At 75.1% G+C, this 25785-nt stretch carries 21 protein-coding genes; 12 read left to right on the forward strand and 9 right to left on the reverse strand.

The window, feature by feature from the left end:
- The first annotated feature begins 31 nt into the window (after nucleotides 1-31).
- Complete coding sequence (locus tag AC6CH9_RS09230) at nucleotides 32-769, forward strand: glycosyltransferase family 2 protein (protein WP_498154611.1); 738 nt, start codon at nucleotides 32-34, stop codon at nucleotides 767-769.
- Nucleotides 770-785: 16 nt separating this feature from the next.
- Nucleotides 786-1181 (forward strand): DUF2304 domain-containing protein, encoded by a 396-nt coding sequence (locus AC6CH9_RS09235; RefSeq protein WP_498154612.1) that lies wholly within the window; start codon nucleotides 786-788, stop codon nucleotides 1179-1181.
- A gap of 16 nt (nucleotides 1182-1197) precedes the next feature.
- On the opposite strand, the gene AC6CH9_RS09240 is transcribed toward AC6CH9_RS09235, so the two are convergent.
- The 3 genes from AC6CH9_RS09240 to AC6CH9_RS09250 are packed head-to-tail and all read right to left on the reverse strand — an operon-like array spanning nucleotide 1198 to nucleotide 4491.
- Nucleotides 1198-2028, reverse strand: coding sequence for a glycosyltransferase (locus AC6CH9_RS09240; protein ID WP_498154613.1), 831 nt, complete (start codon nucleotides 2026-2028; stop codon nucleotides 1198-1200).
- The gene (locus tag AC6CH9_RS09245; protein ID WP_498154614.1) at nucleotides 2025-3008 is read right to left on the reverse strand and encodes a glycosyltransferase; all 984 of its coding nucleotides are present in this window, start codon (nucleotides 3006-3008) and stop codon (nucleotides 2025-2027) included. Before AC6CH9_RS09245 ends, AC6CH9_RS09240 begins: the two co-directional genes overlap by 4 nt.
- 10 nt (nucleotides 3009-3018) lie before the next feature.
- Nucleotides 3019-4491: a hypothetical protein gene (locus tag AC6CH9_RS09250; protein ID WP_498154615.1), complete on the reverse strand. Its 1473-nt coding sequence runs from the start codon at nucleotides 4489-4491 to the stop codon at nucleotides 3019-3021.
- A gap of 145 nt (nucleotides 4492-4636) precedes the next feature.
- On the opposite strand from AC6CH9_RS09250, the gene AC6CH9_RS09255 reads away from it, so the two are divergent.
- Together AC6CH9_RS09255 and AC6CH9_RS09260 are read left to right on the forward strand one after the other, a co-directional pair.
- Complete coding sequence (locus AC6CH9_RS09255; protein WP_498154616.1) at nucleotides 4637-5920, forward strand: LCP family protein; 1284 nt, start codon at nucleotides 4637-4639, stop codon at nucleotides 5918-5920.
- 4 nt (nucleotides 5921-5924) lie between these two features.
- Nucleotides 5925-7373, forward strand: coding sequence for an LCP family protein (locus AC6CH9_RS09260; RefSeq protein WP_498154617.1), 1449 nt, complete (start codon nucleotides 5925-5927; stop codon nucleotides 7371-7373).
- A 90-nt stretch (nucleotides 7374-7463) separates the two neighbouring features.
- Here AC6CH9_RS09260 and purE read toward each other — a convergent pair whose 3' ends face one another.
- Both purE and AC6CH9_RS09270 read right to left on the reverse strand, forming a co-directional pair.
- Nucleotides 7464-7982 carry a 5-(carboxyamino)imidazole ribonucleotide mutase gene (gene purE / locus AC6CH9_RS09265; protein WP_400573898.1) on the reverse strand — a complete coding sequence of 173 codons (519 nt, stop codon included), beginning with the start codon at nucleotides 7980-7982 and terminating at the stop codon, nucleotides 7464-7466.
- Nucleotides 7979-9220 (reverse strand): 5-(carboxyamino)imidazole ribonucleotide synthase, encoded by a 1242-nt coding sequence (locus AC6CH9_RS09270; RefSeq protein ID WP_498154618.1) that lies wholly within the window; start codon nucleotides 9218-9220, stop codon nucleotides 7979-7981. The genes purE and AC6CH9_RS09270 overlap by 4 nt, the downstream gene beginning before the upstream one ends.
- Before the next feature lie 138 nt (nucleotides 9221-9358).
- Between AC6CH9_RS09270 and AC6CH9_RS09275 the strand changes: the two genes are divergently transcribed.
- Entirely contained in the window at nucleotides 9359-9883 is a 525-nt protein-coding gene (locus tag AC6CH9_RS09275) for a GtrA family protein (protein WP_231581746.1), read from the forward strand.
- A 30-nt stretch (nucleotides 9884-9913) separates the two neighbouring features.
- Here the strand turns inward: AC6CH9_RS09275 and AC6CH9_RS09280 are convergent, their stop codons facing one another.
- Nucleotides 9914-11245 (reverse strand): sensor histidine kinase, encoded by a 1332-nt coding sequence (locus tag AC6CH9_RS09280; protein WP_426309319.1) that lies wholly within the window; start codon nucleotides 11243-11245, stop codon nucleotides 9914-9916.
- 43 nt (nucleotides 11246-11288) lie between these two features.
- Nucleotides 11289-11972 (reverse strand): response regulator transcription factor, encoded by a 684-nt coding sequence (locus tag AC6CH9_RS09285; protein ID WP_031316534.1) that lies wholly within the window; start codon nucleotides 11970-11972, stop codon nucleotides 11289-11291.
- Between the two features lie 105 nt (nucleotides 11973-12077).
- Between AC6CH9_RS09285 and AC6CH9_RS09290 the strand changes: the two genes are divergently transcribed.
- The 5 genes from AC6CH9_RS09290 to AC6CH9_RS09310 all read left to right on the forward strand — a co-directional run bounded on the left by AC6CH9_RS09290 (nucleotide 12078) and on the right by AC6CH9_RS09310 (nucleotide 22544).
- On the forward strand, nucleotides 12078-13643 hold the full coding sequence (locus tag AC6CH9_RS09290) for a sensor histidine kinase (protein WP_498154619.1): 1566 nt from the start codon (nucleotides 12078-12080) through the stop codon (nucleotides 13641-13643).
- Nucleotides 13640-14383 carry a response regulator gene (locus AC6CH9_RS09295; RefSeq protein WP_426309321.1) on the forward strand — a complete coding sequence of 248 codons (744 nt, stop codon included), beginning with the start codon at nucleotides 13640-13642 and terminating at the stop codon, nucleotides 14381-14383. The genes AC6CH9_RS09290 and AC6CH9_RS09295 overlap by 4 nt, the downstream gene beginning before the upstream one ends.
- Nucleotides 14384-14635: 252 nt before the next feature.
- Nucleotides 14636-15460, forward strand: coding sequence for an ABC transporter ATP-binding protein (locus tag AC6CH9_RS09300; protein ID WP_498154620.1), 825 nt, complete (start codon nucleotides 14636-14638; stop codon nucleotides 15458-15460).
- Nucleotides 15460-18018, forward strand: a complete 2559-nt coding sequence (locus AC6CH9_RS09305) for an ABC transporter permease (protein WP_498154621.1) — start codon at nucleotides 15460-15462, stop codon at nucleotides 18016-18018. Before AC6CH9_RS09300 ends, AC6CH9_RS09305 begins: the two co-directional genes overlap by 1 nt.
- Nucleotides 18019-18131: 113 nt before the next feature.
- Complete coding sequence (locus tag AC6CH9_RS09310) at nucleotides 18132-22544, forward strand: FtsK/SpoIIIE domain-containing protein (protein WP_498154622.1); 4413 nt, start codon at nucleotides 18132-18134, stop codon at nucleotides 22542-22544.
- Between the two features lie 37 nt (nucleotides 22545-22581).
- Here the strand turns inward: AC6CH9_RS09310 and AC6CH9_RS09315 are convergent, their stop codons facing one another.
- The gene (locus AC6CH9_RS09315; RefSeq protein WP_498154623.1) at nucleotides 22582-23040 is read right to left on the reverse strand and encodes a hypothetical protein; all 459 of its coding nucleotides are present in this window, start codon (nucleotides 23038-23040) and stop codon (nucleotides 22582-22584) included.
- Between the two features lie 236 nt (nucleotides 23041-23276).
- Here AC6CH9_RS09315 and AC6CH9_RS09320 point away from each other — a divergent pair, with 236 nt between their 5' ends.
- Nucleotides 23277-23525, forward strand: a complete 249-nt coding sequence (locus AC6CH9_RS09320; RefSeq protein WP_021481972.1) for a WhiB family transcriptional regulator — start codon at nucleotides 23277-23279, stop codon at nucleotides 23523-23525.
- Between the two features lie 120 nt (nucleotides 23526-23645).
- Here AC6CH9_RS09320 and AC6CH9_RS09325 read toward each other — a convergent pair whose 3' ends face one another.
- Nucleotides 23646-25127 carry a sensor histidine kinase gene (locus tag AC6CH9_RS09325; protein ID WP_498154680.1) on the reverse strand — a complete coding sequence of 494 codons (1482 nt, stop codon included), beginning with the start codon at nucleotides 25125-25127 and terminating at the stop codon, nucleotides 23646-23648.
- Between the two features lie 144 nt (nucleotides 25128-25271).
- Here AC6CH9_RS09325 and AC6CH9_RS09330 point away from each other — a divergent pair, with 144 nt between their 5' ends.
- On the forward strand, nucleotides 25272-25772 hold the full coding sequence (locus AC6CH9_RS09330) for a DUF2505 domain-containing protein (RefSeq protein ID WP_498154624.1): 501 nt from the start codon (nucleotides 25272-25274) through the stop codon (nucleotides 25770-25772).
- Nucleotides 25773-25785 lie beyond the last annotated feature (13 nt).

The following is a 25785-nucleotide window of genomic DNA, read 5'->3' on the forward strand; positions in this document are numbered from 1 at the left end:
GCAGGGCGGCAGAACTGTCACAATGGGGGCCATGCATCCGCCACAGACGCGTGGGCACGCGCCTGCCCGCGCCCCGGAGACCGCGGCTCCGGTCCCGGCTCCGATCGACGACGCCTGGCTCGTCATCCCCCTCTACAACGAGGGTTCGGTGATCGGTGACGTCGTGCGCGACGCCCTGCCGACGTTCCCGCACATCGTGTGCGTCGACGACGGCAGCTCCGACGACTCGATCGAGCAGGCGCGCGCGGCGGGAGCGATCGTGCTTCGCCACGCCGTGAACCTCGGCCAGGGCGCGGCACTGCAGACCGGCATCGAGTACGCGCGCGAGCAGCCCAGCGCGACGTACCTCGTGACGTTCGACGCGGACGGCCAGCACCAGGTCTCGGACGCCGTCGCCATGGTCGAGCTCGCGCGCTCGGAGGACGTCGCGATCGTCTTCGGGTCGCGCTTCCTCGACGAGCGCACCAAGCCCGGGCTGATCAAGCGGCTGGTCCTGCGCGCGGCCGTGTGGTTCACGAACGCCACGACCGGCCTCAAGCTCTCCGACGCGCACAACGGTCTGCGCGTGCTGCGTCGCGACGCCGCACTGGCGGTGGACATGAAGCAGGACCGCATGGCGCACGCGAGCGAGATCGTCGACCAGCTCGCCAAGAGCGGCCTGCCGTGGCGCGAGGCCCCGGTGCACGTCCTGTACACGGACTACTCGCGAGGAAAGGGCCAGTCCGTGTGGAACTCGGTCAACATCCTCGTCGACCTCATCTTCAAGTGAGCGGGGAGCCAGAACAGTGCTGATCCAGGTCATCCTCATCCTGGCGGTCGTCGTCGTGACCGTCATGCTCACCCGTTCGACCGCGAACGCCCGGCACCAGGCGATCCGGCGGCTCCTGCTCGCCGGGTTCGTCGTGGCCGCCGTGCTCGCGATCATCTTCCCGAACGTGCTGTCGATGCTCGCCAAGGCCGTGGGTGTCGGTCGAGGGACCGACCTCGTCCTCTACGCGCTCGTCATCGCCTTCGTCAGCTACATCGCCACGAGCCACCGGCGCTCCAACCAGCTCAGCCGCAAGATCACGCTGCTGACGCGCGAGCTGAGCCTCGCGGAGGCGCGCCTCGCCGCCGTCGACGAGTCGGTCGACCGGCTCGAGGAGACGACCGTCGGCGAGGCGCGCGCCGAGCAGTCCTGACCTGCACGAGCGCCCGTCAGCGACGGCGGGCGTCCGCCCGGTACGCGCCGCGGCGCAGCACCTCCGGCACGAGGCGGTAGCCGCCGCGCAGGACGGAGTTGCGGATCTCCTGGATCGTCGTGGTGAACCCGATGCCGTGCAGGCGGCGCTGGAGCTCCAGCTCGGACCGCAGGAGCTGCGACCCGCCCCGCCGCGCGTACGCGCCGGCGCCCACGCGATACAGGACCAAGGGCTCGGGGACGTTACGAGCCCGGGCCCCGTTCGCCAGCATCCGCGCGAACAACCAGTAGTCCTCCATCAGCGGCAGGTCCTCGTACCCGCCGACGGCAGCGACGGCCGAGCGGCGGTACACCACCGACGGATGGTTGAACGGTGAGCGGAACCGCGCAGCACGGTCGATCTCCTCGGCGCTCAGCGGCGGAACGCGGACGAGGCCGGCGCCGACGCCCGACGCCGGCTCGTCGGCCTCGAACTCCTCGATGGCCGACCCGACGATGTCGAGGCCGCCCTCGACCAGGGGTACCTGGACCGCGAACCGCTCGGGGCGGCTGACGTCGTCCGCGTCCTGGCGCGCGACGATCTCGTGGGCGCACTGCGCCAGGCCCTCCTCGAGCGCGACGGCGAGCCCACGGTTCCGCGGCAGCCGGACACGGCGCACGGGGACCGGGGACTCGCTCTCCAGCGTGTCGAGCGCGCGGTCCAGCGCCTGGCCGAGCGGGCCGTCCTCGACGACGACGACCTCGGTCGGGGCGAGCTCCTGCTCCGTCGTGACCGACGCGAAGGACCGGCGCAGGAACGCGACGTCGTCGCGGTGGTAGACCGGCAGGAGGACGGAGAAGGACGTCACCGCGCTCCCGCCGCCCCCGTGTCGACCGCCGCGACGGAACGAGCCTCGGGCCCGGCTCCGTCGAGGACCTGCGCGGACGGGCGGGGGCCGCGCAGCACGCCGTCCCGCAGTCCTCGCGCCCCGGCGCGCAGCAGCACGTCACGGCGCTCGCTCCGCAGGAACGTGCGGGCCCAGCGACGCGCGCTCGCCCCGCTGTACAGGAGCCGCTCGACGGGGTCGAGCGACGACGACCGGGTGATCATCCAGATCTTGTTGCGCACCTCGTAGTAGAAGCGTTCGCCGGGGTCGGCGTCGGTCGAGCCGAACGTCTTGGTGCGGTGCTCGACGACGGAGGCCGGGACGGAGAGCCCCGTCCCGCGCCGCAGCAGCCTCGCCGAGTACTCGAAGTCGTCGTTCCAGATGAAGTAGTCCGCGACCGGGAGCCCGTGGTGCCGCACGGCGCGTGCGTCCACGAGCATCGAGACGAACGACGACGACCGCACCGGCACGGCGCGCGCCGCCCGCGCGGCGGCGATCTCGGCCCCGGACGCCCCGGGACGGACCCGAGGAGTGTTCATCGGGTGGTCGCGTCCGTCGTGCCACACGACGCGGCTGCCCAGGAGCGCCACCGGGCCGGGGTACTCGTCCCGCGCCTCGAGGAGCGCCCGCAGCGCGTCCGGGGTGGGGATCGTGTCGTCGTCCATGAGCCAGACGAGGTCCGCGTCGAGGACGTCGACGGCGTGCGCGAGACCCACGGCGAAGCCGCCGGCGCCCCCCGTGTTCCGGCTCAGCCCGACGACCTCGGCACCGACCGGGTGCTCGGCGGCGACGACGGCAGAGTCGTCGTCGGAGCGGTTGTCGACGACGACCACCTGGTCGACGGGCCGCGTCTGCGCGGCGAGGGCGTCGAGCGCCTCGACCAGCAGGTCACGGCGGTTGTAGGCGACGACGACCGCGACGACGCGGGGGGCTTCGGACGCGGCACTCGGATCTGCTGGCACGGCGAGCAGGCTACCCGAGTCGCACGGGTACGACGTCTGCCCGAGTCGTGCCCGAGCGGCGCTCGGTCGCGATCTCCTCTCGCAGGACCTCGAGGATCCTGGCCGCCGAACCCGGCGCTCCGAGCAGCTCCACGACGTTCTCGCGCTGGCGGTCGAGCAGCGGGTCACCGTCGCGCAGGAGGGACTCGACGCACGCGCGAGCGGCCTCCGCGTCGCCGACCCGGTGGGTGCCCGCGACGACCTTCTCCCCGATGCCGGTGAACGGTCGGTGACCTTCGCGCTCGACGAAGACCACCGGTCGCTCGAAGACCTGGAACTCGATGAGCATGCTCAGGCCGTCGGTGACCATCACGTCCGAGGCCGCGAGGAGCGGGGCGTAGTACCCGCTCGTGAAGACGGCCGTGTTGTCGAGCCGCTCCCACCGCTCGAGCCAGTCGTCGAGCTGCTCCGGTCGGTACGGCGAGCGTGGCGTGGAGATGTACGGCACGAGAGCGGGGTGCGGCATCCACGTGATCTCGACCTCACCGGACTCCGCCCACCGGAGCATGTCCTCGGCCATCGCGGGGAACGCCCCGAATCGGGTCCAGCCGTCCCCGATCGAGTGGTGCGAGGACCAGACGACGCGGGGGCGACCCGCCGAGGTCCCCGCCACCGGCCACGCGGGCTCCGCCCGGCGCAGCTGGTCCGCCTTGGGGTGGCCGACGACGCGGAACCGGGCACCCCCGAGAAGGTTGTCGCGACGTGCCGCCTCCAGCATGTCGGCGTTCGCGCAGAACGCGAGCCACGCCGTCCGGTGCAGCTCGCTGTCGACCGCCGTGTTCCGCGTCGTCGCCGCCGGCACGTTCTCCACGAGGTTCATGGTCCCGTAGGAGACGATGCACTGGCGCGCATGGCTCAGTGCCGGTGTCGACAGCGCCGGGTCGATGTCCTTGTCCCACTGGGACTGCCGGAAGACGACGTCCGGCGCGAGGGTCTTCACGAGCCGGCCCACGTCGTCGACGCTGTCGACGGCGGCGCGGACGTGGCTCACGCCCCGCTCGGCAAGCCCTCGGTGGACGACGTCCTCGTCGCGGAGCGTCCCGCTGTCGGCGAAGTTGCGCGGCAACGAGACGACCACGGGATCGAAGTCGGGCGCCCTGCTCATGAGCAGGTAGAGCTCGTGGTAGCTGTCCCACGCCTCGATGTGGTGCACGAGGAATACCACCCTGGTCGTGGGGCGCTCGAGGGTCCCTCGGCGTGCGACGAGGTGGACGGAGTCGCGCACCGCGTCGAGCGCCTTGGTGAGCACCTTCTCCCGTGCCGCCCGGTCCTTCTCGGCGCGGGACAGGCTCTCGGAGAGGCGGGCCACCTCGCGGACGAGTCCGGCGAGCTCTGCCTCGTGCCGTTCGGAACGCGTGTACGCCGCCGACGTCGTCTCGTCGATGTGGACGATGCGGTGCGCGAGCGATCGCACGGTCCGCAGGTAGCTCCATGGCGCAGGCATACCGTCCTGACCTCACTCTCCGTCGAACTGGCCAGCATCGACAGCGTCCGATGTCGTGGACGCACAGTAGCCCACACAACTCCTCCACCCCGCACGCTCCCGGCCCGCGCCGTGGCCTCGCACGTGCCGCTTATGCTCGATGCCCGTGACGTCTCGTTCCCGTGCCCAGGCTCGCGCCGCGGCTGCCGACCGGCAGTCGCGCGGGCCGTCGCACGCGCGGGCGCTCCGCACGCACGGGGCCGCCCGGACGGTCGGCCTCGTGGCGACCGCGGTGCTCGCGTTCGGCGCGGTGGGCGGGGCGTCGGCGCTGTCGAACATCCAGGGCAACATCACCAGCTCGAACATCGACGGCCTGCTCACCGACCGGCCCGCGCAGCCCGACCCGACCGACCCCAACGCCGGCAAGCCGCTCAACATCCTCGTGATGGGCTCGGACGAGCGGGGAGGCGAGAACGGCCACGAGGTCGCGGGCGTGGAGGGCATGCGCTCGGACACGACGATCCTCGTGCACGTCTCCGCGGACCGCTCACGCGTCGAGATGGTCTCGATCCCGCGCGACTCGCGCGTCGACGTCCCGGCGTGCAAGACGACGAGCGGCCGGACGACCGCACCCGTGAGCACCCGCTTCAACGCCGCGTTCGCCAACGGCGCGACCGTCGGTGGCGACGTCGACTCGGCCGCCGCCTGCACGATCACCACCGTCGAGAGCCTCACCGACGTGTTCGTCGACGGGTTCGTCGTGGTCGACTTCGCCGGCTTCCAGAACATGGTCACGGCGATCGGCGGTGTTCCGATCTGCATCCCCGAGGCGATCGACTCGCCCAAGGCCGACCTCCGGCTCGAGGCGGGCATGCAGACCCTCGACGGCGCCCAGGCGCTCGGGTTCGCCCGCGCTCGCTACGGCGTGGGCGACGGGTCGGACCTCAGCCGCATCGGCCGCCAGCAGCAGCTCCTCGCCGCGACGGTGAACCAGGTGCTCTCGAAGAACGTCCTCTCGGACCTCGGCCAGATCTACGGGTTCGTCGACGCGGGCACCAAGTCGCTCACCATGAGCGACAACCTCTCGTCGATCCCGAGCCTCGCCGGGCTCGCCTTCAGCCTCAAGGGCGCGACCAGTGGCAACATCACCTTCATGACCGTTCCCAACGCGCCGGACCCCCAGGACCCCGACGCGAAGGTCGTCTGGACGTCAGAGGCCGACGAGCTCTGGGCGAAGGTGCGCGCCGACGAGCCGATCGTCGCGCCCGCACCCGCCGCCGACGAGACCGCAGGCGGGTCCGGCGACGCCGTCGAGGCCACCGAGCCGCCGTCCCAGGCCGGCGCGGACGCGCCGACGGACGACGCGTCGTCGGAGCCCGCCCCGGTGCAGACGAAGGAAGCCGGCAAGGAGGCGTTCTCCGCCGCCGACGAGACCGCCCAGTGCGGGTGACGCCATGACCGACCCGTCGCGCGACCCCCGGTCGCTCCCGCCCAGCTTCACGCCCCAGGGTGGCCGCGCCCCGCGGCCCTCGTCCGTCGACGACGCGATCGCGGTGGGCAACAGCGGACGCGCCCCGGCGCGATCCCGCCCCGCCGTGCCCGACGACGCCGTGCGCCTGGAACCGCGCATCAAGCGCCAGTCGTCCCGCGAGATCCCCGTGACCCCCGCGCGCAAGGGCACTCCCCCGCCGGCACCTCCCGCGCGCGCCTCCCGCCCGCGGGCGAGCGCCGCGGCGTCGGCGCTCCCTCCGTCGGTCGCCCCGTCCCGTCAGCCCCGCCAGGCGCCGGCGACGCCCCCGCGCGTCTCGTCGTCGCCCCACGCGGGCGCCCAGGCCGCGCCGGCGACGACGCGGAGCCGTCCGAGCGCCGCGCCCCGGCCGAGCAGCAGCCGGGCCGGGGGCGGGAGCGGGCGACCGCCGTCGGGCACGGGTGCGCCGCGGACCGGCGGGGGCGGCTTCCGCGTCCGCAAGGGTCGCGTCGTCGGGCTCGTGGCCTGCGTCGTGATCGTCGCGCTCCTGGCCTGGCCGGTCGGCCTGCTCATCTGGGCCAACGGCAAGATCCAGCACGTCGAGGCTCTCTCCGGCGCGCCCGGCACCCCCGGGAACACCTACCTCCTCGCCGGCTCGGACGCGCGCGGCGAGGGCATCAGCGAGGACGGCACCGAGGGCGCGCGCACGGACACGATCATGGTCCTGCACGCCCCGCCCAGCGGCCCGGTCGCGCTCATCAGCCTGCCGCGCGACACGTACGCGGAGATCCCCGGCAACGGCGCCAGCAAGCTCAACTCGGCGTACTCGTGGGGCGGCCCGCCCCTGCTCGTGCAGACCGTCGAGCAGCTCACCGGCCTCACGGTCGACCACTACGTCGAGGTCGGGTTCGGCGGGGTCGAGGGCATCGTCGATGCCGTCGGCGGCGTCGAGCTGTGCCTCGACTACGACGTGGACGACCCGAAGAGCGAGCTCGTCTGGACGGCGGGGTGCCACGTCGCCGACGGCCACACGGCGCTCGCGTTCTCGCGGATGCGCTACTCCGACCCGAAGGGCGACATCGGTCGCGCCGAGCGCCAGCGCCAGGTGATCGGCGCCATCAGCTCGAAGGCGGCGAACCCGAGCATCCTGTTCCGCCCCGGCGACCAGGTCTCGCTGCTGGACTCCGGCCTCGGGTCGCTCACGGTCGACCAGAGCACCGGCATCGTCGACCTCGGCAAGCTCGCCCTCGCGTTCCGCAAGGCCAACGGTCCTGAGGGCATCACCGGCACGCCGCCGATCTCGAACCCGGACTACCGCCCGGGCGGCAACGTCGGGTCGACCGTGCAGCTCGACCCCGAGACCGTGGGCCAGTTCTGGGTCGACGTCCGCGACGGCAACTTGCCCCCGGGGCAGGTCGGTGGGCTCCCGCAGTAACCAGCGACGAGATCGACCCGCAGGTCGTCAGGTAGGCCTTCAGGAGGTCGATCTGGGACGTACGGGCCGGTCTCGCGGACGGGCGGAGTCCTAGGCGTCCGCCCGCGAGGCCCGCAGGCGTGCACCCTTGGCGCGCGCCTGGTCACCGAGGTCCGCCTGGAAGGCGATCATCTGGTCCCGCAGGCGCGCGGCGTCGTCGTCCGTGCCGGCCGCGAGGATGCGCGCGGCGAGCAGTCCCGCGTTGCGCGCCCCGCCGACGGAGACCGTCGCGACGGGGACGCCCGCGGGCATCTGGACGATCGACAGGAGCGAGTCCATGCCGTCGAGGTGACGCAGGGGCACGGGGACGCCGATCACCGGCAGGGGCGTCACGGCGGCGAGCATGCCCGGCAGGTGGGCCGCACCCCCGGCGCCCGCGACGATCACGCGCAGGCCGCGCTCGGCGGCGGTGCGGCCGTAGTCGATCATCTCGACGGGCATGCGGTGTGCGGAGACGACGTCCACCTCGACCGGGACGCCGAACTCGGCGAGCGCGTCGGCCGCGGCCTCCATGACGGGCCAGTCGGAGTCCGACCCCATGACGATGCCGACGACAGGGTTCTCGCTCATGCTCGCTCCTCGTTCGGGGTGCCCTCGGGGTCCTCGCCCCGCAGGATCGCGGCCGCGGCCAGGGCCCGACGCCGGACCTCGTCCAGGTCGTCGCCGCTCACGTTCACGTGCCCGAGCTTGCGCCCGGGGCGCACGCCCTTGCCGTACAGGTTCACCTTCGCGTCGGGGAAGGTGGCGAGGACGGCGGGCAGGGCGTCGGTGAGCTCGACGAGCGTCGACCCCAGCACGTTCGCCATCACGGTCCAGGGCGCCGTGGCCGTCGTGTCGCCGAGCGGCAGGTCCAGCACCGCGCGCAGGTGCTGCTCGAACTGGCTCGTCACGGCGCCGTCGATGGTCCAGTGCCCGGAGTTGTGGGGGCGCATCGCGAGCTCGTTGACCAGCACGCGCGGCCCGTCCTCGCCCGCGACCTCGAACATCTCGACGGCGAGCACGCCCGTGACGCCGAGACCCTCGGCGATCCGGACCGCCGCGTCGCGCGCGCGCTCCGCCTCGGCGTCGGTGAGACCGGGCGCGGGCGCGATCACCTCGGCGCACACGCCGTCGCGCTGGATCGACTCGACCACGGGCCAGGTCCGGACCTCGCCCCGACCGTCGATCCCCCCGGAAGGACGGCGCGCCACGAGGACGGCCAGCTCGCGCGTGAAGGGCACCTTCTCCTCGACGAGCAGCTCGGGGCCGCCCGCGGCGGCCGCCTCGATCCACTCCGCGACCTGCTCGGGGCCGCCCTCGGCGACCGACACGACGCGCACCCCCTTGCCGTCGTACCCGCCGCGCGCCGTCTTCACCACGGCCTCTCCCCCGACCTCGGCGAGGAAGCCCGCGAGAGCCGCGCGGGCGGCGTCGGGCGCGGTGGGGAGCGCGGCCCAGCGCGGGCACGGCACGCCGAGCTCGGTCAGCCGCCGCCGCATGACGATCTTGTCCTGCGCGTGCACGAGCGCGTCGGGTCCGGGACGCACGGGCGTACCGTGCTCGAGGAGGTCCGTGAGCAGCGCGTTCGGGACGTGCTCGTGCTCGAAGGTCAGCACGTCCGCCGGGGTCGCACCCGCGGGGGCGATGAGGGAGCGGATCGCGGTCTCGTCGGACGCGACGCCCACGGGGGCGTCGACCACGACCTGGGCCGCGGACGAGTCCGGGGCCTCCACGAGCACGCGCAGGTGCACGCCGAGCTCTCCGGCCGCGGGGGCCATCATGCGCGCGAGCTGTCCTCCGCCGACCACGGCGATCACTGGGGCTGCCACGTGCACCCACCCTAGTGCCTGGGCGCCACGGGACCACGCCGGGACCGCGTACCGGGACGCCCGGGAGGTCGGCCGGCCCACCCCGGGGCGAACGACGGCACCCGGGCGACGCTCAGGAGCGCCCGGTAGCCTCGTGGGGTGACGAGCGACCTGGACCGCCGAGCGGAGGCGGACGCGGCGGCCCTGCCGCGCCGCGAGCGCGTCCTCGCCCGGGTGCGGGAGCTCGCGAAGTTCGGGTCCGTCGGCGCGGTCGCCTACGTGGTCGACCTGGGCCTGTTCAACCTGCTCAGCTTCGGACCGGGCGAGCTCCTCGGGCACAAGCCGCTCACCGCCAAGATCGTGTCCGTCACGGTCGCGACGCTCGTCGCGTGGGTCGGCAACCGGTACTGGACCTTCTCCGCACGCCGCACCCAGGCGCGCGGTCGCGAGCTCGCGGCCTTCGTCGTGGTCAACGTCGGTGGCATGCTCATCGCGGTCGGCTGCCTCGCGATCTCCACGTACGCGCTCGGCCTCACGTCGCCGCTCGCGAAGAACATCTCGGCGAACGTCGTCGGGCTCGCGCTCGGCACCGCGTTCCGCTACGTCGCCTACCGGCGCCTCGTGTTCACGGGCGACCGTGCGCAGGACGCCCCCACCGCGCCTCAGGACGCCGCAGCACGCTGACGGGCCCGGCGCAGCACGCGCGGCGGGACGTCAGCCGCGGCGGCGCCGACGCCGACCGTGCGCGGAGACCGCGACCCCCGTCGGCAGGACCACGCGCGGGTCCAGGCGCCGCGGCACACCCGCGAGGAAGAGCGCGAACACGGCCGGACGACGCTGCGCGAGCTCGAGCCGACCGCCGTCGGACGCCGCGAGGTCACGCGCGAGCGCGAGCCCCAGCCCGGTCCCGGCGCCGGAGGTCACCTCTCGCTCGAAGATGCGCGGCGCCAGGTCGTCGGGGACGCCGGCGCCCTCGTCCGACACCTCCGTGACGATCGCGCCGCTCGTGCCGGACGGACGGGCGCGGACCGTCGTCGTCCCGCCGCCGTGCTTGAGCGAGTTCTCGATGAGCGTCGCCAGGACCTGCGCGAGCGCCCCCGGCGTCGCGAGCACCTGGTACTCCGCGGGGACGTCGACGACGAGCTCGCGCCCCGCCTTGGCGAACGTCGGGACCCACTCCTCCTCCTGCTGGTGCACGACGTCGAGCAGGTTGACGGCCTCCGTCGTGCCGCCCTGGGCGCGACGCGAGGACGCCAGGAGGTCGTCGACGACGCCGACCAGGCGCTCGACCTGCTCGAGCGAGATCCGGGCCTCCTCCTGCACGGCAGGGTCGTCCGAGGCCATCGAGATCTCCTCGAGCCGCATGCTGAGCGCGGTGAGCGGCGTGCGGAGCTGGTGGGAGGCGTCCGCGGCGAACTGGCGTTCTGCGGCGAGGCGACCCGCGAGGCGGTCGGAGCTGCGGGCCAGCTCGGCGGCGACGAGGTCGATCTCCTCGACCCCCGACGGCTCGAGGCGCGGGCGCACCTGTCCCGAGCCGAGCTGCTCGGCGGAGGCCGCGAGGTAGACGAGGGGCGCGGCGATGCGGTTGGCCTGCCACACCGCCATGCCGATGCCCGCGGCGAACGCGACGATGGCCGCAGCCACGACGAGGAGCACCACCTGTGCCGCCTGGAGGTACGCGTCCCAGTACGAGACGGTGAGCGTGACGAGCGCACCCGACTCGGAGTGCAGGGGCTGCTCGATCCCACGTCCGGTGACCTCCGGGCCCGCCGTGAGCACGGTGCCGTCGGGCAGCGTGACGTAGACCTGGGCCGGCGGGTCGCTCGCGCGGGGCTGGACCGCGTCCTCGATGACGTAGTCCGGGATCTCGTCGCCGGCGGCGAGCCGGGCGTCGATCGACCGGGCGAGGCGCTCGACGCGCGACGTGACGTCGTCGACCTCGCCCTGGAGCACGAACCGCGCGCCGTAGAAGGCCAACGGGAACCCGAGGAGGATGACGGCCACGGCCACGGCCGCCACCGTCGCCTGCAGCATCCGACGCCGCACGCTGCTCCTCGCTCCCGTGTCCTCGTCCCCTGGTCGGGGTCGGTCAGCTCTCGCCGGTCTCGAAACGGAAGCCGAGACCGCGCACGGTCGAGATGTAGCGCGGCGCGTTCGCGTCGTCGCCGAGCTTGCGGCGCAGCCACGACACGTGCATGTCGAGCGTCTTGGTCGAGCCGACCGGCTCGGAGCCCCACACGTCGCGCATGAGGGCGTCGCGCACGACGACCGAGCCCGCGCTGGCCACGAGCACGCGGAGCAGCTCGAACTCCTTGGTGGTCAGGTGCAGCTCGCGCTCGCCCTGGAACGCGCGGTGCGCGGAGACGTCGATGCGCACGTCCTGCGCGGCGAGCTCCTCCTCGTCCACCTGCTCGCCGTGCGAGCGGCGCAGGAGCGCCCGCACCCGGGCGAGCAGCTCGGCGAGCCGGAACGGCTTCGTGACGTAGTCGTCGGCACCGGCGTCCAGGCCCACGACGAGGTCCACCTCGTCGGCCCGGGCGGTGAGCACGAGCACCGGCGTGGTGAGACCCTTGTGACGGATCTCGCGCGCGACGTCGAGGCCGTCCATGTCCGGAAGGCCCAGATCGAGTACCACGATGTCCGCACCGCTCGCAGAGTCGATCGCCCCTTGACCAGTTCCTTGGACGACGACGTTGTAACCCTCACGTGTCAGTGCGCGCGCCAAAGGTTCGGCAATCGCCGGGTCGTCCTCCGCTAGCAGTACGTGGGTCATTCGCTCATGCTAGGGCATCAGTACGACTTCGGTCCCATCGTGTCCCGTGATCTCTGCGACCGTGGTGGGACGCCCCGCGACCGCCCCCTGCCTAGGCTTTGAGGCATGGGATGGTACGAGCGCCTCGGGCAGTGGTCCGACGAGCACCGGTTCGGTGTGGACCTCACCGTCACGCTCGTCCTCGCGGTCGTGTTCGTGCCCGCGTCCGCGGCGTTCACGTCGATGGGCGGGGGCGGTGGCGGCACGAGCGGCGGGTGGGCCGCCTTCTGGGCGCTGCTCCTCCTCGCCCCGCTGCCCTGGCGCCGCTCCCGCCCGCTCGCGTCGGCGATCACGGTGTACTCCGTCGCGCTCGTGCACCTGCTGGCGGGCTACCTCGTGATCTTCCCCGCCGACTTCGCGGTGCTCGTCGCGCTCTACTCCGTCACGGTCTACGGGCCCCGCTGGGCGCACCGGACGGCCATCGTGTCCTCCCTCGTCGGGGCCGTCGTCCTCGGGATCGCGCTCGGCCTGCTGTCCGGACGCCTCACCGACCTCGCGACGATGGTCTTCTTCACGTCCGCGTTCGGCGGCATGACCTTCCTCGCGGTGTGGGCGTTCGGCCTCGTGCGCCGCTCCCGGCGCGAGACGATCGCCGCGCTCGTCGACCGCGCGGAACGGCTCGAGGTCGAGCGCGACCAGCAGGCGCAGATCGCGACCGCCGCCGAGCGGGCCCGCATCGCGCGCGAGATGCACGACATCGTCGCCCACTCCCTCTCCGTCGTCATCGCCCAGGCCGACGGCGGCCGCTACGCCGCCGCCCACGACCCCGAGGCCGCGACGCGCGCGCTCGCGACCGTGTCCGAGACCGGCCGCGCGGCGTTGGCCGACATGCGCCGGCTCCTCGGCGTCCTCCGCTCGGAGCCGCCGCGCGTCGTCGTGCCCCCGGGCGCCGCCGTCGGGCCGGCCGGGACGCTCGCGCTGCCGTCGGGACGCGGCCCGGCGGGAACACCGCCCGACGGCTCGCCGTACGGGCCTACCGCACCGGGGCACCCTGCGCCCGCGAGCGCCGCGACGGCCGCGCTCGAGCGCGCCCCCCAGCCGGACACCGCCGACCTCGAGACGCTCGTCGCGCAGGTGCGCGACAGCGGGATGCGGGTGTCGTTCGTCCGCGTCGGCCAGGCGCGCCCGCTGCCGCCCGGGGCGGGGCTCACGGTCTACCGCGTGTGCCAGGAGGCACTGACCAACGTGCTCAAGCACGCCGGACCCGACCCGGAGGTCACGGTCGTCGTGCGGTGGGGCGTCGCGACCCTGGACCTCGAGGTCGAGGACGACGGGCGGGGCGCGTCGACGTCCGCCGCGGCGCGCCAGGACGCCCGGCCCGGCGGCTACGGCGTGCTGGGCATGCGCGAGCGCGCCGCGCTCTTCGGTGGGTCCGTGCAGGTCGGTCCGCGTCCCGGCGGCGGCTTCCGCGTGCACCTGCGCATCCCCGTGCCCGCCCTGCCGGGCGCCGCGCCCGCTCCGGGCGTCGTCCCCCGGCCTCCGGGACAGCCCGTCCCTGCACCGCCGCCCGCGCCGTCGGGCAGGATGGCTCCGGGCCGCCCGTCCGCCGTGACGCCCCCGCTTCCACCACCGCCGGTCGGGGCCGACTCCTCGAACCCGGCCCTCGACCGACCGACCGACAGGACATCATGACCGACGCCTTCCCCGTCCCCGACGGGGCGTACGCCGCAGACCCGCTCGAGCCCCTCGAGCCCGTGCGCATCGCGCTCGTCGACGACCAGCAGCTCGTGCGCGCGGGCTTCCGCATGGTCATCGACTCGCAGCCGGACCTCACCGTCGCGGTCGAGGCGGGCGACGGGCTCCAGGCCCTGCGTCTGCTCGCCGACCACCCGGTCGACGTCGTGCTCATGGACGTCCGCATGCCGCACCTCGACGGGCTCCAGACCACGGCCCGGCTCACGGCGGCGGCGGCCGACGGCGGGCACGCGCCCAAGGTCATCGTCCTCACCACGTTCGACCTCGACGAGTACGTGCTCGAGGCCATCCGGTCCGGCGCGAGCGGGTTCCTGCTGAAGGACGCGCCGCCCGAGGAGATGCTCGCGGCGATCCGCACGGTGCACCGCGGCGACGCCGTGATCGCGCCGTCGTCCACCCGGCGCCTGCTCGAGCACCTGGTGACGGCCCTGCCTGCCGAGCAGGCCGACGACTCCCCCGCGCACGCCGCCGTCGAGGGCCTCACCGAGCGTGAGCGCGAGGTCCTCGTCCTCATGGCGCGCGGCAGGTCCAACACCGAGATCGCGAGCGACCTGTTCGTCGCCGAGGCGACGGTCAAGACCCACGTCGGCCGCATCCTCGCCAAGCTCGGCGCGCGCGACCGCGTCCAGGCCGTCGTCACGGCCTACGAGACGGGCCTGGTCCGCCCGGGCGCCTGACCTCCGTCCGTCCCGACGGCGCCCCACCGGTCCCCGGACCCGTGGGGCGCCGTCGTGTCAGCCCTCGGCACCAGGGCTCTACGACCACGGGATGACCCGCCTCCTGTGCAGGACCCGACCCTCGCCGGACGCGGCCGGCCGGGCCCGGTCCGTAGCGTCGTCCACGATCCCCGGCGCACGCCTCCGACCCCGATCGGTCCGAGCGCGCGACGGACCCGACGACGAACCTCGACGACGTACCCAGGAGATGACGTGGACACGACCGTGTACCGCCCCACCGACCCCGCCCCCGCCGGCCCGCCCGCGGTCCGGGCCCGCTCGCTGCGCAAGACCTACGGCACGGGCGAGGCGGCGGTGCACGCGCTCGACGGCGTGGACGTGGACTTCGAGCGCGGCCACTTCACGGCCATCATGGGACCGTCGGGCTCGGGCAAGTCGACGCTCATGCACCTGCTCGCGGGACTGGACACCGCGACGAGCGGGCACGCCTTCATCGGCGACACCGAGGTCACGGGCCTGAACGACAACGCGCTCACGCAGCTGCGCCGCGACCGGGTGGGCTTCGTGTTCCAGTCGTTCAACCTGCTGCCGATGTTCACGGCGGAGCAGAACATCACGCTGCCCGTCGAGCTCGCGAGCGGCAAGGTCGACCGCGCGTGGTTCGACACGCTGGTGCGCACGCTCGGCCTCGAGGCGCGCCTCAGCCACCGCCCGAGCGAGCTGTCCGGCGGGCAGCAGCAGCGCGTCGCCATCGCGCGCGCCCTCATCGCCGGGCCGGAGGTCGTCTTCGCCGACGAGCCGACGGGCAACCTCGACTCGCGCTCGGGCGCGGAGGTGCTGAGCTTCCTGCGCCGGTCGGTCCGCGAGCTCGGCCGCACGATCATCATGGTCACGCACGACCCGACGGCCGCCGCCTACGCGGACCGCGTCGTGCTCATCGCCGACGGGCGGATCGCCGGTGACATCAGCGACCCGACGCCCGAGTCGGTGCTCGCCGGGCTCGACGCCCTGCGCACGATCGAGGCGCCGGGCGCCGACGGCTCCGCCCCGACCGCGTCGCAGGCGGTGCGCGCCTGATGCTCCGCCTCACCCTGGCGCAGATGCGCCGCAGCATCGGCCGCCTCGTCGCGGCCGGCGTCGCGATCGTCATCGGGACGGCGTTCGTCACGGCGACCCTGATCGCGGGCACCGTCATCACCCAGACCACGAACGACTCGATCGCCGCGCAGTTCGCGGACGCGGACCTCGTCGTCTCCGCGCCGAGCGACCTCACGGCGTCCGACGTGGACGCCCTGCGCTCGGTCGCGGGCGTCGACGCGGTGGACGCGGTCCAGTTCACCTACCTCGACCTCTCCCACGGCGCGAAGCGCGTGTTCCAGCTCGGCGTCCCCGCGCCCTCCGACCCCCGCTTCGAGGCGCTGGAGGTCGTCGAGGGCTCGATGCCGACGGCGCCCGGCCAGCTCTCCCTCCCGACCGCCGTCGCCGAGCGCCTGGGCGTCGGCATCGGCGACACCGTCACGAGCTCGCGCAACGTGTGGGACGCCTCCGCGCCCGACGGCGGCGACTACGAGGAGGTCCGTGACGCGCTGACCGTCGTCGGGACGACCGACGACCCGTACGGCGCGTACGCCCAGATGGGCGGGGCCGTCGTCGTGACGGCCGAGGACGTGGCCGCGTGGCAGGCCGCGCAGGCGATGCCCGACGACCCCGAGCGCACCTATTCCGCCGCGATGGTGGGACTCGCCCCGGGCACCGACCTCGAGACGGCGCGCGCGGCCCTCGTCGCCGCGTCGCCGGACGAGGCCGAGGCCGTCACGCCCGACGAGCACGCCCAGGCGCAGGCCCAGAAGATGACGGGCGGCCAGGACGTCTTCACGTACGTCATCCTCGGCTTCGCCGCCGTCGCGCTGCTCGTCGCGGCGCTCGTCATCGCGAACACGTTCCAGGTGCTCGTCGCGCAGCGCACGCGCACCCTGGCCCTCCTGCGCGCCGTCGGCGCGAACCGCTCGCAGCTCGCCCGGTCGGTCCTGACCGAGGCGACGATCCTCGGCGTCCTGTCCTCCGTGGGCGGCATCCTGCTCGGCTGCCTGCTCACCCAGGTCGCGCTCCTGGTGGCCCGCGGTGCCGACCTGGGCGTGCCGATCCCGGCGACCATCACGGTGACGCCCGCGGTCGTGCTCGTGCCGCTGCTCGTGGGAACCCTCGTGACGGTCGTCGCGTCGTTCGCCCCGGCGCGCGCCGCCACGCGCGTCGCGCCGCTCGAGGCGCTGCGCCCGGCCGACGCGCCGAGCCTGACGCGCGGCGGGGGTCGCGCGCGCCTGGTGATCGCGACCCTGCTCACCCTCGGGGGCCTCGCCGTCCTCGGCGGCGGGATCTGGCTCGGCAGCACCGGCAGCCCCGAGGCCGGCCTCCTCGCCGGGGTCGCGGGCGGCGCCCTGTCGTTCGTCGGCGTCCTCGTCGGCGCCGTGTACTGGCTGCCGGGCGTCGTGTCGTTCGTGGGCCGCCTGCTCGCCGGCACCGGGTCGACGGCGCGGCTCGCCACCGCGAACACGCTGCGCAACCCGCGCCGCACCACGGCGACGAGCACCGCGCTGCTCATCGGCGTCACGCTCGTCGCGATGATGTCGACCGGCGCCGCGAGCGCCCGTACGTCGCTCGACGCCGCGCTCGACGACCAGTACCCGGTCGACGTCCTCGTCGCGACGGACGCCTACGGGTCGACCGAGGACGCGGTGCCGAGCGACGTGGTGCGCGCCGTCTCGGGGACGGAGGGCGTCTCCCGCGTCGTCGAGCTCTCCGCGGCGACGGTCACGCTGCTCGACGGCGTCGAGATGACGATGCACGGCGTCGACCCGGACCAGGCGCGTGCCGTCGTGCGCTCGCCCGACGTGCTCGCGGCGTTCGCCCCGGGCACGGTCATGGTCCCCGAGGCCGACGCCGAGTCCTGGGACGTCGCCGAGGGCGACACGCTCGAGCTCACCGGGCCGGACGGGGCGACCCTCGAGCTGACGGCCCACGTCGGCGCCATCGGGGACGGCTGGCTCCTCGACGCGGACGACGCGAAGACCCTGGCCCCGGACGCCCTCGTGTCCCGGCTGTGGGTCGGGCTCGACGACACGGGCGACGCGACGCAGGTCGTGCCTGCGATCCAGGACGCGATCGTCGAGTCGGACACGCCGGTGGAGGTGGCCGGCATCGCCGTCGAGCGCGCGGCGATGCAGAGCGTCATCGACACGATCCTCGGGGTCATCGTGGGCCTGCTCGCGGTCGCCGTCGTCATCGCGCTCATCGGTGTGGCGAACACGCTGTCGCTCTCGGTCATCGAGCGGCGACGCGAGTCGGCGACGCTGCGCGCGATCGGCCTCAGCCGGGCGCAGCTGCGGTGGATGCTCGCGATCGAGGGCATGCTCATCGCGGGCGTCGGCGCGGTCCTCGGCATCGTGCTGGGCGTCCTCTACGGCTGGGCCGGTGCGGCGACGGCGCTGAGCGTCATGGGCGACGTGTCGCTCGCGGTGCCGTGGCGGGACGTCGCGCTCGTGCTCGTCGTCGCGCTCGTGGCGGGGCTCGTCGCGTCCGTCGTGCCCGGCCGGACGGCGGCCCGCACGTCGCCCGTCGCGGCGCTCGCCGTGGACTGAGCCGCGGCTCGTCGGGCCTGACGGTCGACGCGCGCCCCTGTGGACGGACCTCCGTCCACAGGGGCGCGCTCGTTCCCGGGCGCGGAGGTCGCGGTGTCGGGCACCATCGCCACGTGCCGCCCGCTCCCGCCTCCGTCATCGACCTCGCGTCGCTCGCGCCCGAGCGCGCCGTGACCCGGGACGAGGCGTGGCTGCGCGTCACGGTGCACCCGGCCACGGACGTCCTGCTCCCGGCCGGGGCGCGTCTGGGCGACCTGCGCGCCGGTCTCGCCGAGCTCGTGTGCCGCCCGGAGCTGCGCACCGCCGCCCTGCTGGTGGACGGCGTCCCGGTCGACGACGACCAGCGCTGCGGGACCCGCCCTCTGCTCCCCGGGGCGACGGTCGCCGTCGAGCCCGCGGGCGGGAGGCGGGCCGCCGCGGCGGCCCGCCCCGACGCCGCGCTCGCCGCCCCGCTCCACGTCGCCGTCCTCGCCGGCGGGGACGCGGGGCGGCTCGTCGCCGTCCCGGACGGCGCCGGCCGCACCCAGGTCGACGCGCTCGACGTCCGCCGCCGCGTCACGCGCCGCGGCACGCGGGTCCGCGTCCGCACGCCGCGCGGCACCCGGCGTGTGCCCGACGACGCGGCGGTCCTCGTCGCACGGCCCGCCCGGGCCGGCCGCCGGGTCGCGTCGTGGCGCACGGTCCGCTGGCGCACGGGCGACGCCCTCGCGACGCCCCACGGCGTCTACGCCCTGCGACCGCGCCCCGTCCTCGTGCACGGACCCCGCACCGGCCCCGTCGACCCGGGGTCCGCCGACGCGTCGCCAGGTCGGCCGAGCGCCGGCCACCTCGCGACCGCGGCCGTGCCCGCGGTCGCGTCGCTCACCCTCGCCGTGACGTTCCGCCAGCCGCTGTACGCGCTGCTCGCCCTCGCCGGGCCACTGGCGCTCCTGATCCCCGCGCTCGTCGAGGCCCGCCGACGCCGCGTGACCCGTCGGGGCGGCGGGGGTCCGGGGTCCGGCGCTGGGCGTCCGGCGGGTGACGGGGGTGCGCGGGCGACGACGCCCGTCGACCCGCTGCACCCTCGGCCCGCGGACGCACTCACCTGGGCGACGCTCGCCCGGCTCGCACCAGTCGCCGCGCCGCCCGGTGGGGCTCCGTCGGGCCCGGGCGCCGACCCGAGCGCCGCCGCGGTCGCACCCGTCGCGCCCGTGCGGCTCCCCGACGGCTGCGTCGCCGTCGTCGGTCCCCGCGCCCTCGCGCTCGCCGCCGCACGGGCCGTGCTCGGAGAGCTCCTGTCGACGGGCGCCGTGCCGACCTTCTGGCACCCGCCGCACGCCGCAGCCGACTGGGCCTGGTGCCGCTGGCTCCCATGGGCGCGCGCCGTCGCCACGCTGGACACCGCACCACCGCCGACCGGCCGCGCCGCGGTCCTCGTCGTCGACGGGGCACCCTCCGCGGGCGAGCTCGCCCGGGCCTGGGAGCGGTTCGGGGCTGCGGGGACCGACCTGCTCCTCGTGCTCGCCGACGCGGCGCGCGTCCCGGCATGGTGCCGGACGGTCGTGGACGTCGCCGGCCCGACGGTGGTGGTCACCGGCCCGGACGACGCACGCACCGTGCGCGAGCACGTCGGAGCGAGCGAGGAGTGGGCCGCCGCGCTCGCCCGTCGGATCGCCGCGGCGGACCACCTCGGCCGGCTGGACGGCACCGACCCTGCCGGGCACGACCCCGGCGACCCGACCTCGCCGTCGCTGCCGCCGGACGTCGCGCTCGGCGAGCTCCTCGGCCTGCCGAGCGGGCCGGACGACCTCACGGCGTGGGTCGACGCCCGGTGGCAGGACGCGGCGCGGCGCGACGGGACCGGCCTGCGGGTCGTGCTGGGCGTCGGGTCCGGGGGCGTGCCGGTGACGGTGGACCTCGTCTGCGACGGCCCGCACGTGCTCGTCGCCGGGACAACCGGCGCGGGCAAGTCGGAGCTCCTCCAGACGCTCGTCACGGGACTCGCGCTCGGGCGGTCGCCCGCGGAGCTGTCGATCGCGCTCGTCGACTTCAAGGGCGGCACGAGCTTCGGGGCGTGCGGGCTCCTGCCGCACGTCGTGGGTACGGTGACCGACCTCGACCCGGGTCTCGCCGGCCGCGCGCTCGCCGGGCTGCGGTCCGAGCTGCGCCGGCGTGAGCGCGTGCTCGCCGCGGCGGGCGCGACCAGCCTCGACGAGCTCCCTCGAGGGTGCTTGCCGCGCCTCGTCGTCGTGGTCGACGAGTTCCGGGCGCTGGCCGACGACCTGCCCGACCTGCTGCCCGGACTGCTGCGCGTGGCCGCCCAGGGCCGCTCCCTCGGCGTGCACCTCGTCCTGGCGACGCAGCGGCCCGCCGGGGCAGTGAGCCCCGACGTGCGGGCCAACATCACGCTGCGCCTCGCCCTGCGGGTGGTCGACGTCGCCGACTCGCGCGACGTCGTCGAGTCGCCGCTCGCTGCGCTCGTCCCGGCGTCGGCACCGGGTCGGCTCGTCCTGCGCCGGGGTGCCGAACCGCCGCTCGCGGTGCAGTGCGCCCGGGCCGGGGCGCCGGCGCGAGCCCGGGCGTCGGGTGCGCGCGGCGCTCCCCCGTGGGGCGTCGCACGAGGGCTGGTCGGTGCTGCCCCCGCGGACGGCGACGGCCCCGCGGCCGGCGCTGGAGCACCCCGGCCCCCTGTCGACCGGCTTCCCCGGATCGTGGCTGCGGCCCGCGACGTCGCGGAGCGCGCCGGCCTGCGCCCGGCGCCGCCGCCGTGGCTGCCCGCCCTGCCCGACCGGGTCGGGCAGGACGACCTTGCCGACCTCGCGCGCGCGGCCGGCACCGCGGCGCACGACGGCGAGCTCGAGACCGACGGCAGGCTCGGGGCTGCCGGCTCGTCGGGCGACGCTGCGCACCCCGGCGATGGTCGGGCCGGCTCCGAGGTTGGCGCGGTGCGCGCCGGGGTCGCGGGGCTGCCCGTCGCGCTCGGCGACGTCCCCGACCTGCAACGCCGGACCGTCGTCCGGTGGGACCCCCGCGACGGGCACCTCGCAGTGCTGGGCCGCGCACGCTCGGGCCGGACGACGACGCTGCGCACCGTGGCCCTGGCCGCCCTCGCGCGCGGGTGGGCGATCCACGCCGTCGGGTCGGGGCTCGCCGACCTCGCGACCCGCCCCGGCGCGGGGACGGTCGTCGACCGCGACGACCCGCGCCGCCTCGTCCGACTCCTGCGGCTGCTCGCCGGTCACGACGACGGCCAGGGGCGCCCCCCGGGGACCGACACCGCCACCGACAGGGTGCTCCTGCTCGTGGACGACGTCGAGGCCGTCCGGACGACCCTCGCAGGAGTAGCGGGCGGGACCGGCACCGACGCACTCACGGACGTGCTCTCCGGCCCTGTCGCGGTCGCCGTGGCAGGTGGCGGCCCGACGCTCGCGGGGCTGTCGTCGCTGGTCGGGGTACGCGCGGTCATGGTGTCGCGCGACCGCCACGACGACGTGGCGCTGGGCGCGCCCTCCCCGCTCGCCGGACGGGGCGGCCCGCCGGGGAGGGCCGTCTGGCTCGGCCCCGCCGAGCCGGTCCTGTGCCAGGTCGCCCTCCCGGCGCAACCTCCGTCAGGGCCCGCTCCCGGCAGGTCGAGGCGCCCGGCCGCCGCCCTCGGGTCGGGCGCGCCGGACCGAGACGCGCGGCCCGGTGCGTTCCGCCTCCTGCCGCTGCCCGCGCAGGTCGTCGCCGCCGACCTCGCCACCCCGGGTCCACGCCGCGCGGCGGACGGTACGGACGCCGCCCCGCCCGGTCCGTGCCGCGCGGCGGACCGCACGCACCGCGCGCCGGCCGGTTCGCTGCTCGCGTCGGAGGCGCTCCACGTCCCGGTGGGACGGGGCGGCGACGCCGCCGCCACGGTCACGCTGGACGTGTCGGGCGGAGCGCTCGTCGTCGGCCCCCCGGGATCGGGGCGCACGAGCGCACTGGCCCTCCTCGCGCGGCACGTCGCGCGCGCGGGCGTCCTGCGTGCGGTCGTCACCCGCGACGACGCGCTCGCCGAAGCCGCACTGGCCGGGACGCGCGTGGTCCGCCGGTACGCGCCGGCCGACGTCGGCGCGCTCCTCGACGCCGTCGCCGCCGGCACGCGCGCGTCCGGGCAGGAGGACGGGCGCGAGAACGGTCCGTCGGGACCGCCCGACGTGGTCGTGGTCGACGATCTGGACGTGCTCGTCCAGCTCTGCGTGGTCGAGGCCGAACGGCTCGCGACCGCCTGCCGGGACGGCCTCGTGCTCCTCGCGTCCGCCACGACCGGCGGCGCCGCGTCGGCGCTGCGCGGCCCGCTCGCGGACCTGCGCGGCGTGCGCGCCGGCGTCGTCCTCGCGCCCGGTGAGCGCGGCAGCACCGAGGTGTTCGGTCGTGGCCTCGAGCTGCTCGCCGAGCCGGGACGGCCGCGGCCCGGCCGCGGGGTGCTCGTCCAGGGTGCCCGGCTCACCCCGGTGCAGCTCGCGCTGCCCTCCGTGGGCGGTCGAGGATCAGGGACGTCCGCGCAGCCAGGGCGTCAGTCGTGACGTACCCGGTGTCCAGGCGCCAGGCACGGCCCAGGAGTCAGGCCGCGGCCCGGGAGTCACGGGTCGTGGCCTCGACGACCGGCCGCAGCATGAGCAGGACGAAGACCACCACGGCGAGCACGAGCGCGGCGACGACCCACGGCGTGACGCCCACCTGGAGCGAGCTGATCGCCACGACGGCCTGGAGGATCTGCCAGGTCGCGACCGGCGACCGCGCCCACCGCTGCCCGCGCAGCAGGCCGCGCAGGCTCGCGGCCAGCACCGCGGCGACGCCCAGCGCGAAGACGACGAGGAACATGCTGACCCCGACCGACTGCGAGCCGCCGCGCACGAGCTCGACGAGGAGGAGGACGGCGCCGACGACCAGGACCGCGACCTCGATCCCGACCCCGACGAGGAGCGCGGTCAGCGCCGGAGGGCGCGACGCTGCGCCAGGCGCCGGGTCGGGCGTCGGAGGCTGCTCGGGCGGCTGTCCGGAGGGCTTGCGGGGAGGCACGATCACCCAGCGTACGCGCCGACCTGCGGCTTCACACCCGTGTGACGAAGACCTCACGATTCATGCGACGGAAACTTTCTCGTAACCCCTTGTGCTGCGCTTCACGAGGTGTGAACCTGGTTCAAGCATCAATCACCCCCGCCTCGAGCCCTGGTCCAGGCAGCCCCCTGCCGGGCATCACCGCGACGAGTCATCACCTCGCGACCAGGCTCCCCTCTGCCAAGGAGACGACGATCATGGACTGGCGCCACCGCGCAGCCTGCCTCGACGAAGACCCCGAGCTCTTCTTCCCCATCGGCAACACCGGACCGGCGCTCCTCCAGATCGAGGAGGCGAAGGCCGTGTGCCGTCGCTGCGACGTCGTCGACACGTGCCTCAAGTGGGCCATCGAGTCCGGGCAGGACGCGGGCGTCTGGGGCGGCCTCTCCGAGGACGAGCGCCGCGCCCTCAAGCGCCGCACCGCCCGCGCGCGCCGCGCCGGCTGAACACGCTCCGCCCGCACGGGCGTCGAGCAGCACGTCGACGACGGGCCGTCACCCTCGGGGGTGGCGGCCCGTCGTCGTACCAGGCAGTCGATCCAGACGGTCGCGCCGGGACCCGAGGGCTCAGCCCTGCCGGTTGCCGTCGCGCAGGACGAGGGCGAGCACGACCTGCGTGCCCCCGCCGGGTCGCGGGGACCACTCGATGCTGCCGCCCAGCTCGTTCGTGACGAGCGTGCGCACGATCTGCGTCCCCAGGCCGCTCTTCGCAGCCTTGCCCGCCCGGGCGACGTCGCCGTCGGGCATGCCGACGCCGTCGTCCGCGACCACGATGCGCAGTGCGGAGCCCTCGCGCTCGACCGCGACCTCGACGGTCCCGGTGTCCTGCTTCGCGAGGCCGTGCTCGACCGCGTTGGTGACGAGCTCGGTGAGGATGAGCGCGAGCGGGGTCGCGTCCTCGGCGGGCACGAGGCCGAAGCTCCCGGTGCGGACGGTACGCACGCTCGTGTCCGCGGACGCGACGTCGGCGGCGAGGCGCAGGGCCCGGCCCACCATGTCGTCGAACTCGACCTCCTCGTCGAGGGTCTGCGACAGGCTCTCGTGCACCAGCGCGATCGTCGCGACGCGACGCATGGCCTCCTCGAGGGCGGCGCGCGCCTCGGGGACGTCCATGCGGCGCGCCTGGAGACGCAGGAGCGCGGCGACGGTCTGGAGGTTGTTCTTCACGCGGTGGTGGATCTCGCGGATCGTCGCGTCCTTGGTGATGAGCTCACGCTCGCGCCGCCGCAGCTCCGACACGTCGCGGCACAGCAGGACGGCGCCGATGCGCTGGCCCGACTCCGTGAGCGGCAACGCGCGCAGCGAGAGCGCGACGCGCTGCGCCTCGATCTCCGTGCGCCACGGGGCGCGGCCCATGACGACGAGCGGGAGCGACTCGTCGACGGGGGTCTGGTGCTCGATGAGGTCGGCCGTGACCTCGGCGAGCGACCGTCCGACGAGCGGCCCGATGACGCCGAGCCGGTGGAAGCAGCTCAGCGCGTTGGGGCTCGCGTAGAGCACCTCGCCCTCGGAGTTGAGGCGGATGAGGCCGTCGCCGACGCGCGGGGCGCCGCGACGCGGTCCCGTCGCCGCGTTGGGGAAGGGGAACTCGCCGCGCGAGATCATCGCGATGAGGTCGTCCGCGGCCTCGACGTAGTTGAGCTCGAGACGGCTGGGCGTGCGCCCGCTGCCGAGGTTGGTCTGCCGCGCGACGACGGCGATCGCGCGCCCGGCGTGCAGGACGGGGATCGCCTCCTCCCGGACCGCGTAGGCGCCGAACCAGCGCGGCTCGCGCGAGCGCTGGGAGCGGACCTCGGTGAGCGCACGCTCGAGCTGCGGGCGCTGCCCCTCGGGGGCGAACGAGCCCACGATGTCGTCGTAGTGGACGGTCGCTCCGGTCGAGGGGCGGCACTGCGAGACGGCGACGAAGTTGCCGTCGGTCGTGGGGAGCCACAGGACGAGGTCGGCGAACGCGAGGTCGGAGATCACCTGCCAGTCGCCCACGAGCAGGTGCAACCACTCGTTGTCCGCCGGGCTGAGCTCGGCGTGGCGGGAGATGAGGTCACTCATGGCAGACACGGACCCCAGCGTAAGGGGGTCCGACCGGTAGAGTCCCCTCAGCGCCCGCGCGCGCGGTCGCCCGAACCCGCCGACCGACCCGACGGCCGACCCGCACGGCCGGCCGCAGGTCGCCCCAGGGCCCGAGGAGGTCCCGTGCACCTGAGCGTCGAGCTCCGCTACCCCGCCGCCGTCCCCGTGGTCGGCGCGATGCTTGCTGACGAGGAGTTCGTGCGCTGGCGCGCCGCACGCTCGGGCGGCGACGGGGCTCACGTCGAGCAGGTCGACGTCACGGGCGACGCCGCCGAGGGCTTCACGGTGACGGTCCGCCGCACCCTGCCCACCGACCAGATCCCGGCCCACGTCCGGTCGTTCGTCGGGGGCCAGCTCGAGATCCGGCAGGCCGAGGCGTGGGAGCCGGAGCGCGACGGCGAGCGGTCCGGGACCGTCTCGCTCGAGATCACCGGCGCCCCGGTGCGGCTCACGGGCACGGTCACGCTCTCGCCCGCCGGCGACGGGACCGTGGAGCGTTACGCGGGCGAGGTGAAGGCCTCGGTGCCGCTGTTCGGCGGCGCGATCGAGCAGGCGGCCGCCGAGGCCGTGCGCGCCGCGCTGGCGGCGGAGGAGGCCGCGGGCCGGGAGTGGCTCGCCCGCTGAGGTTGCACGCCGA

The sequence above is a fragment of the Cellulosimicrobium sp. GQ32 genome (genome assembly GCF_059758455.1).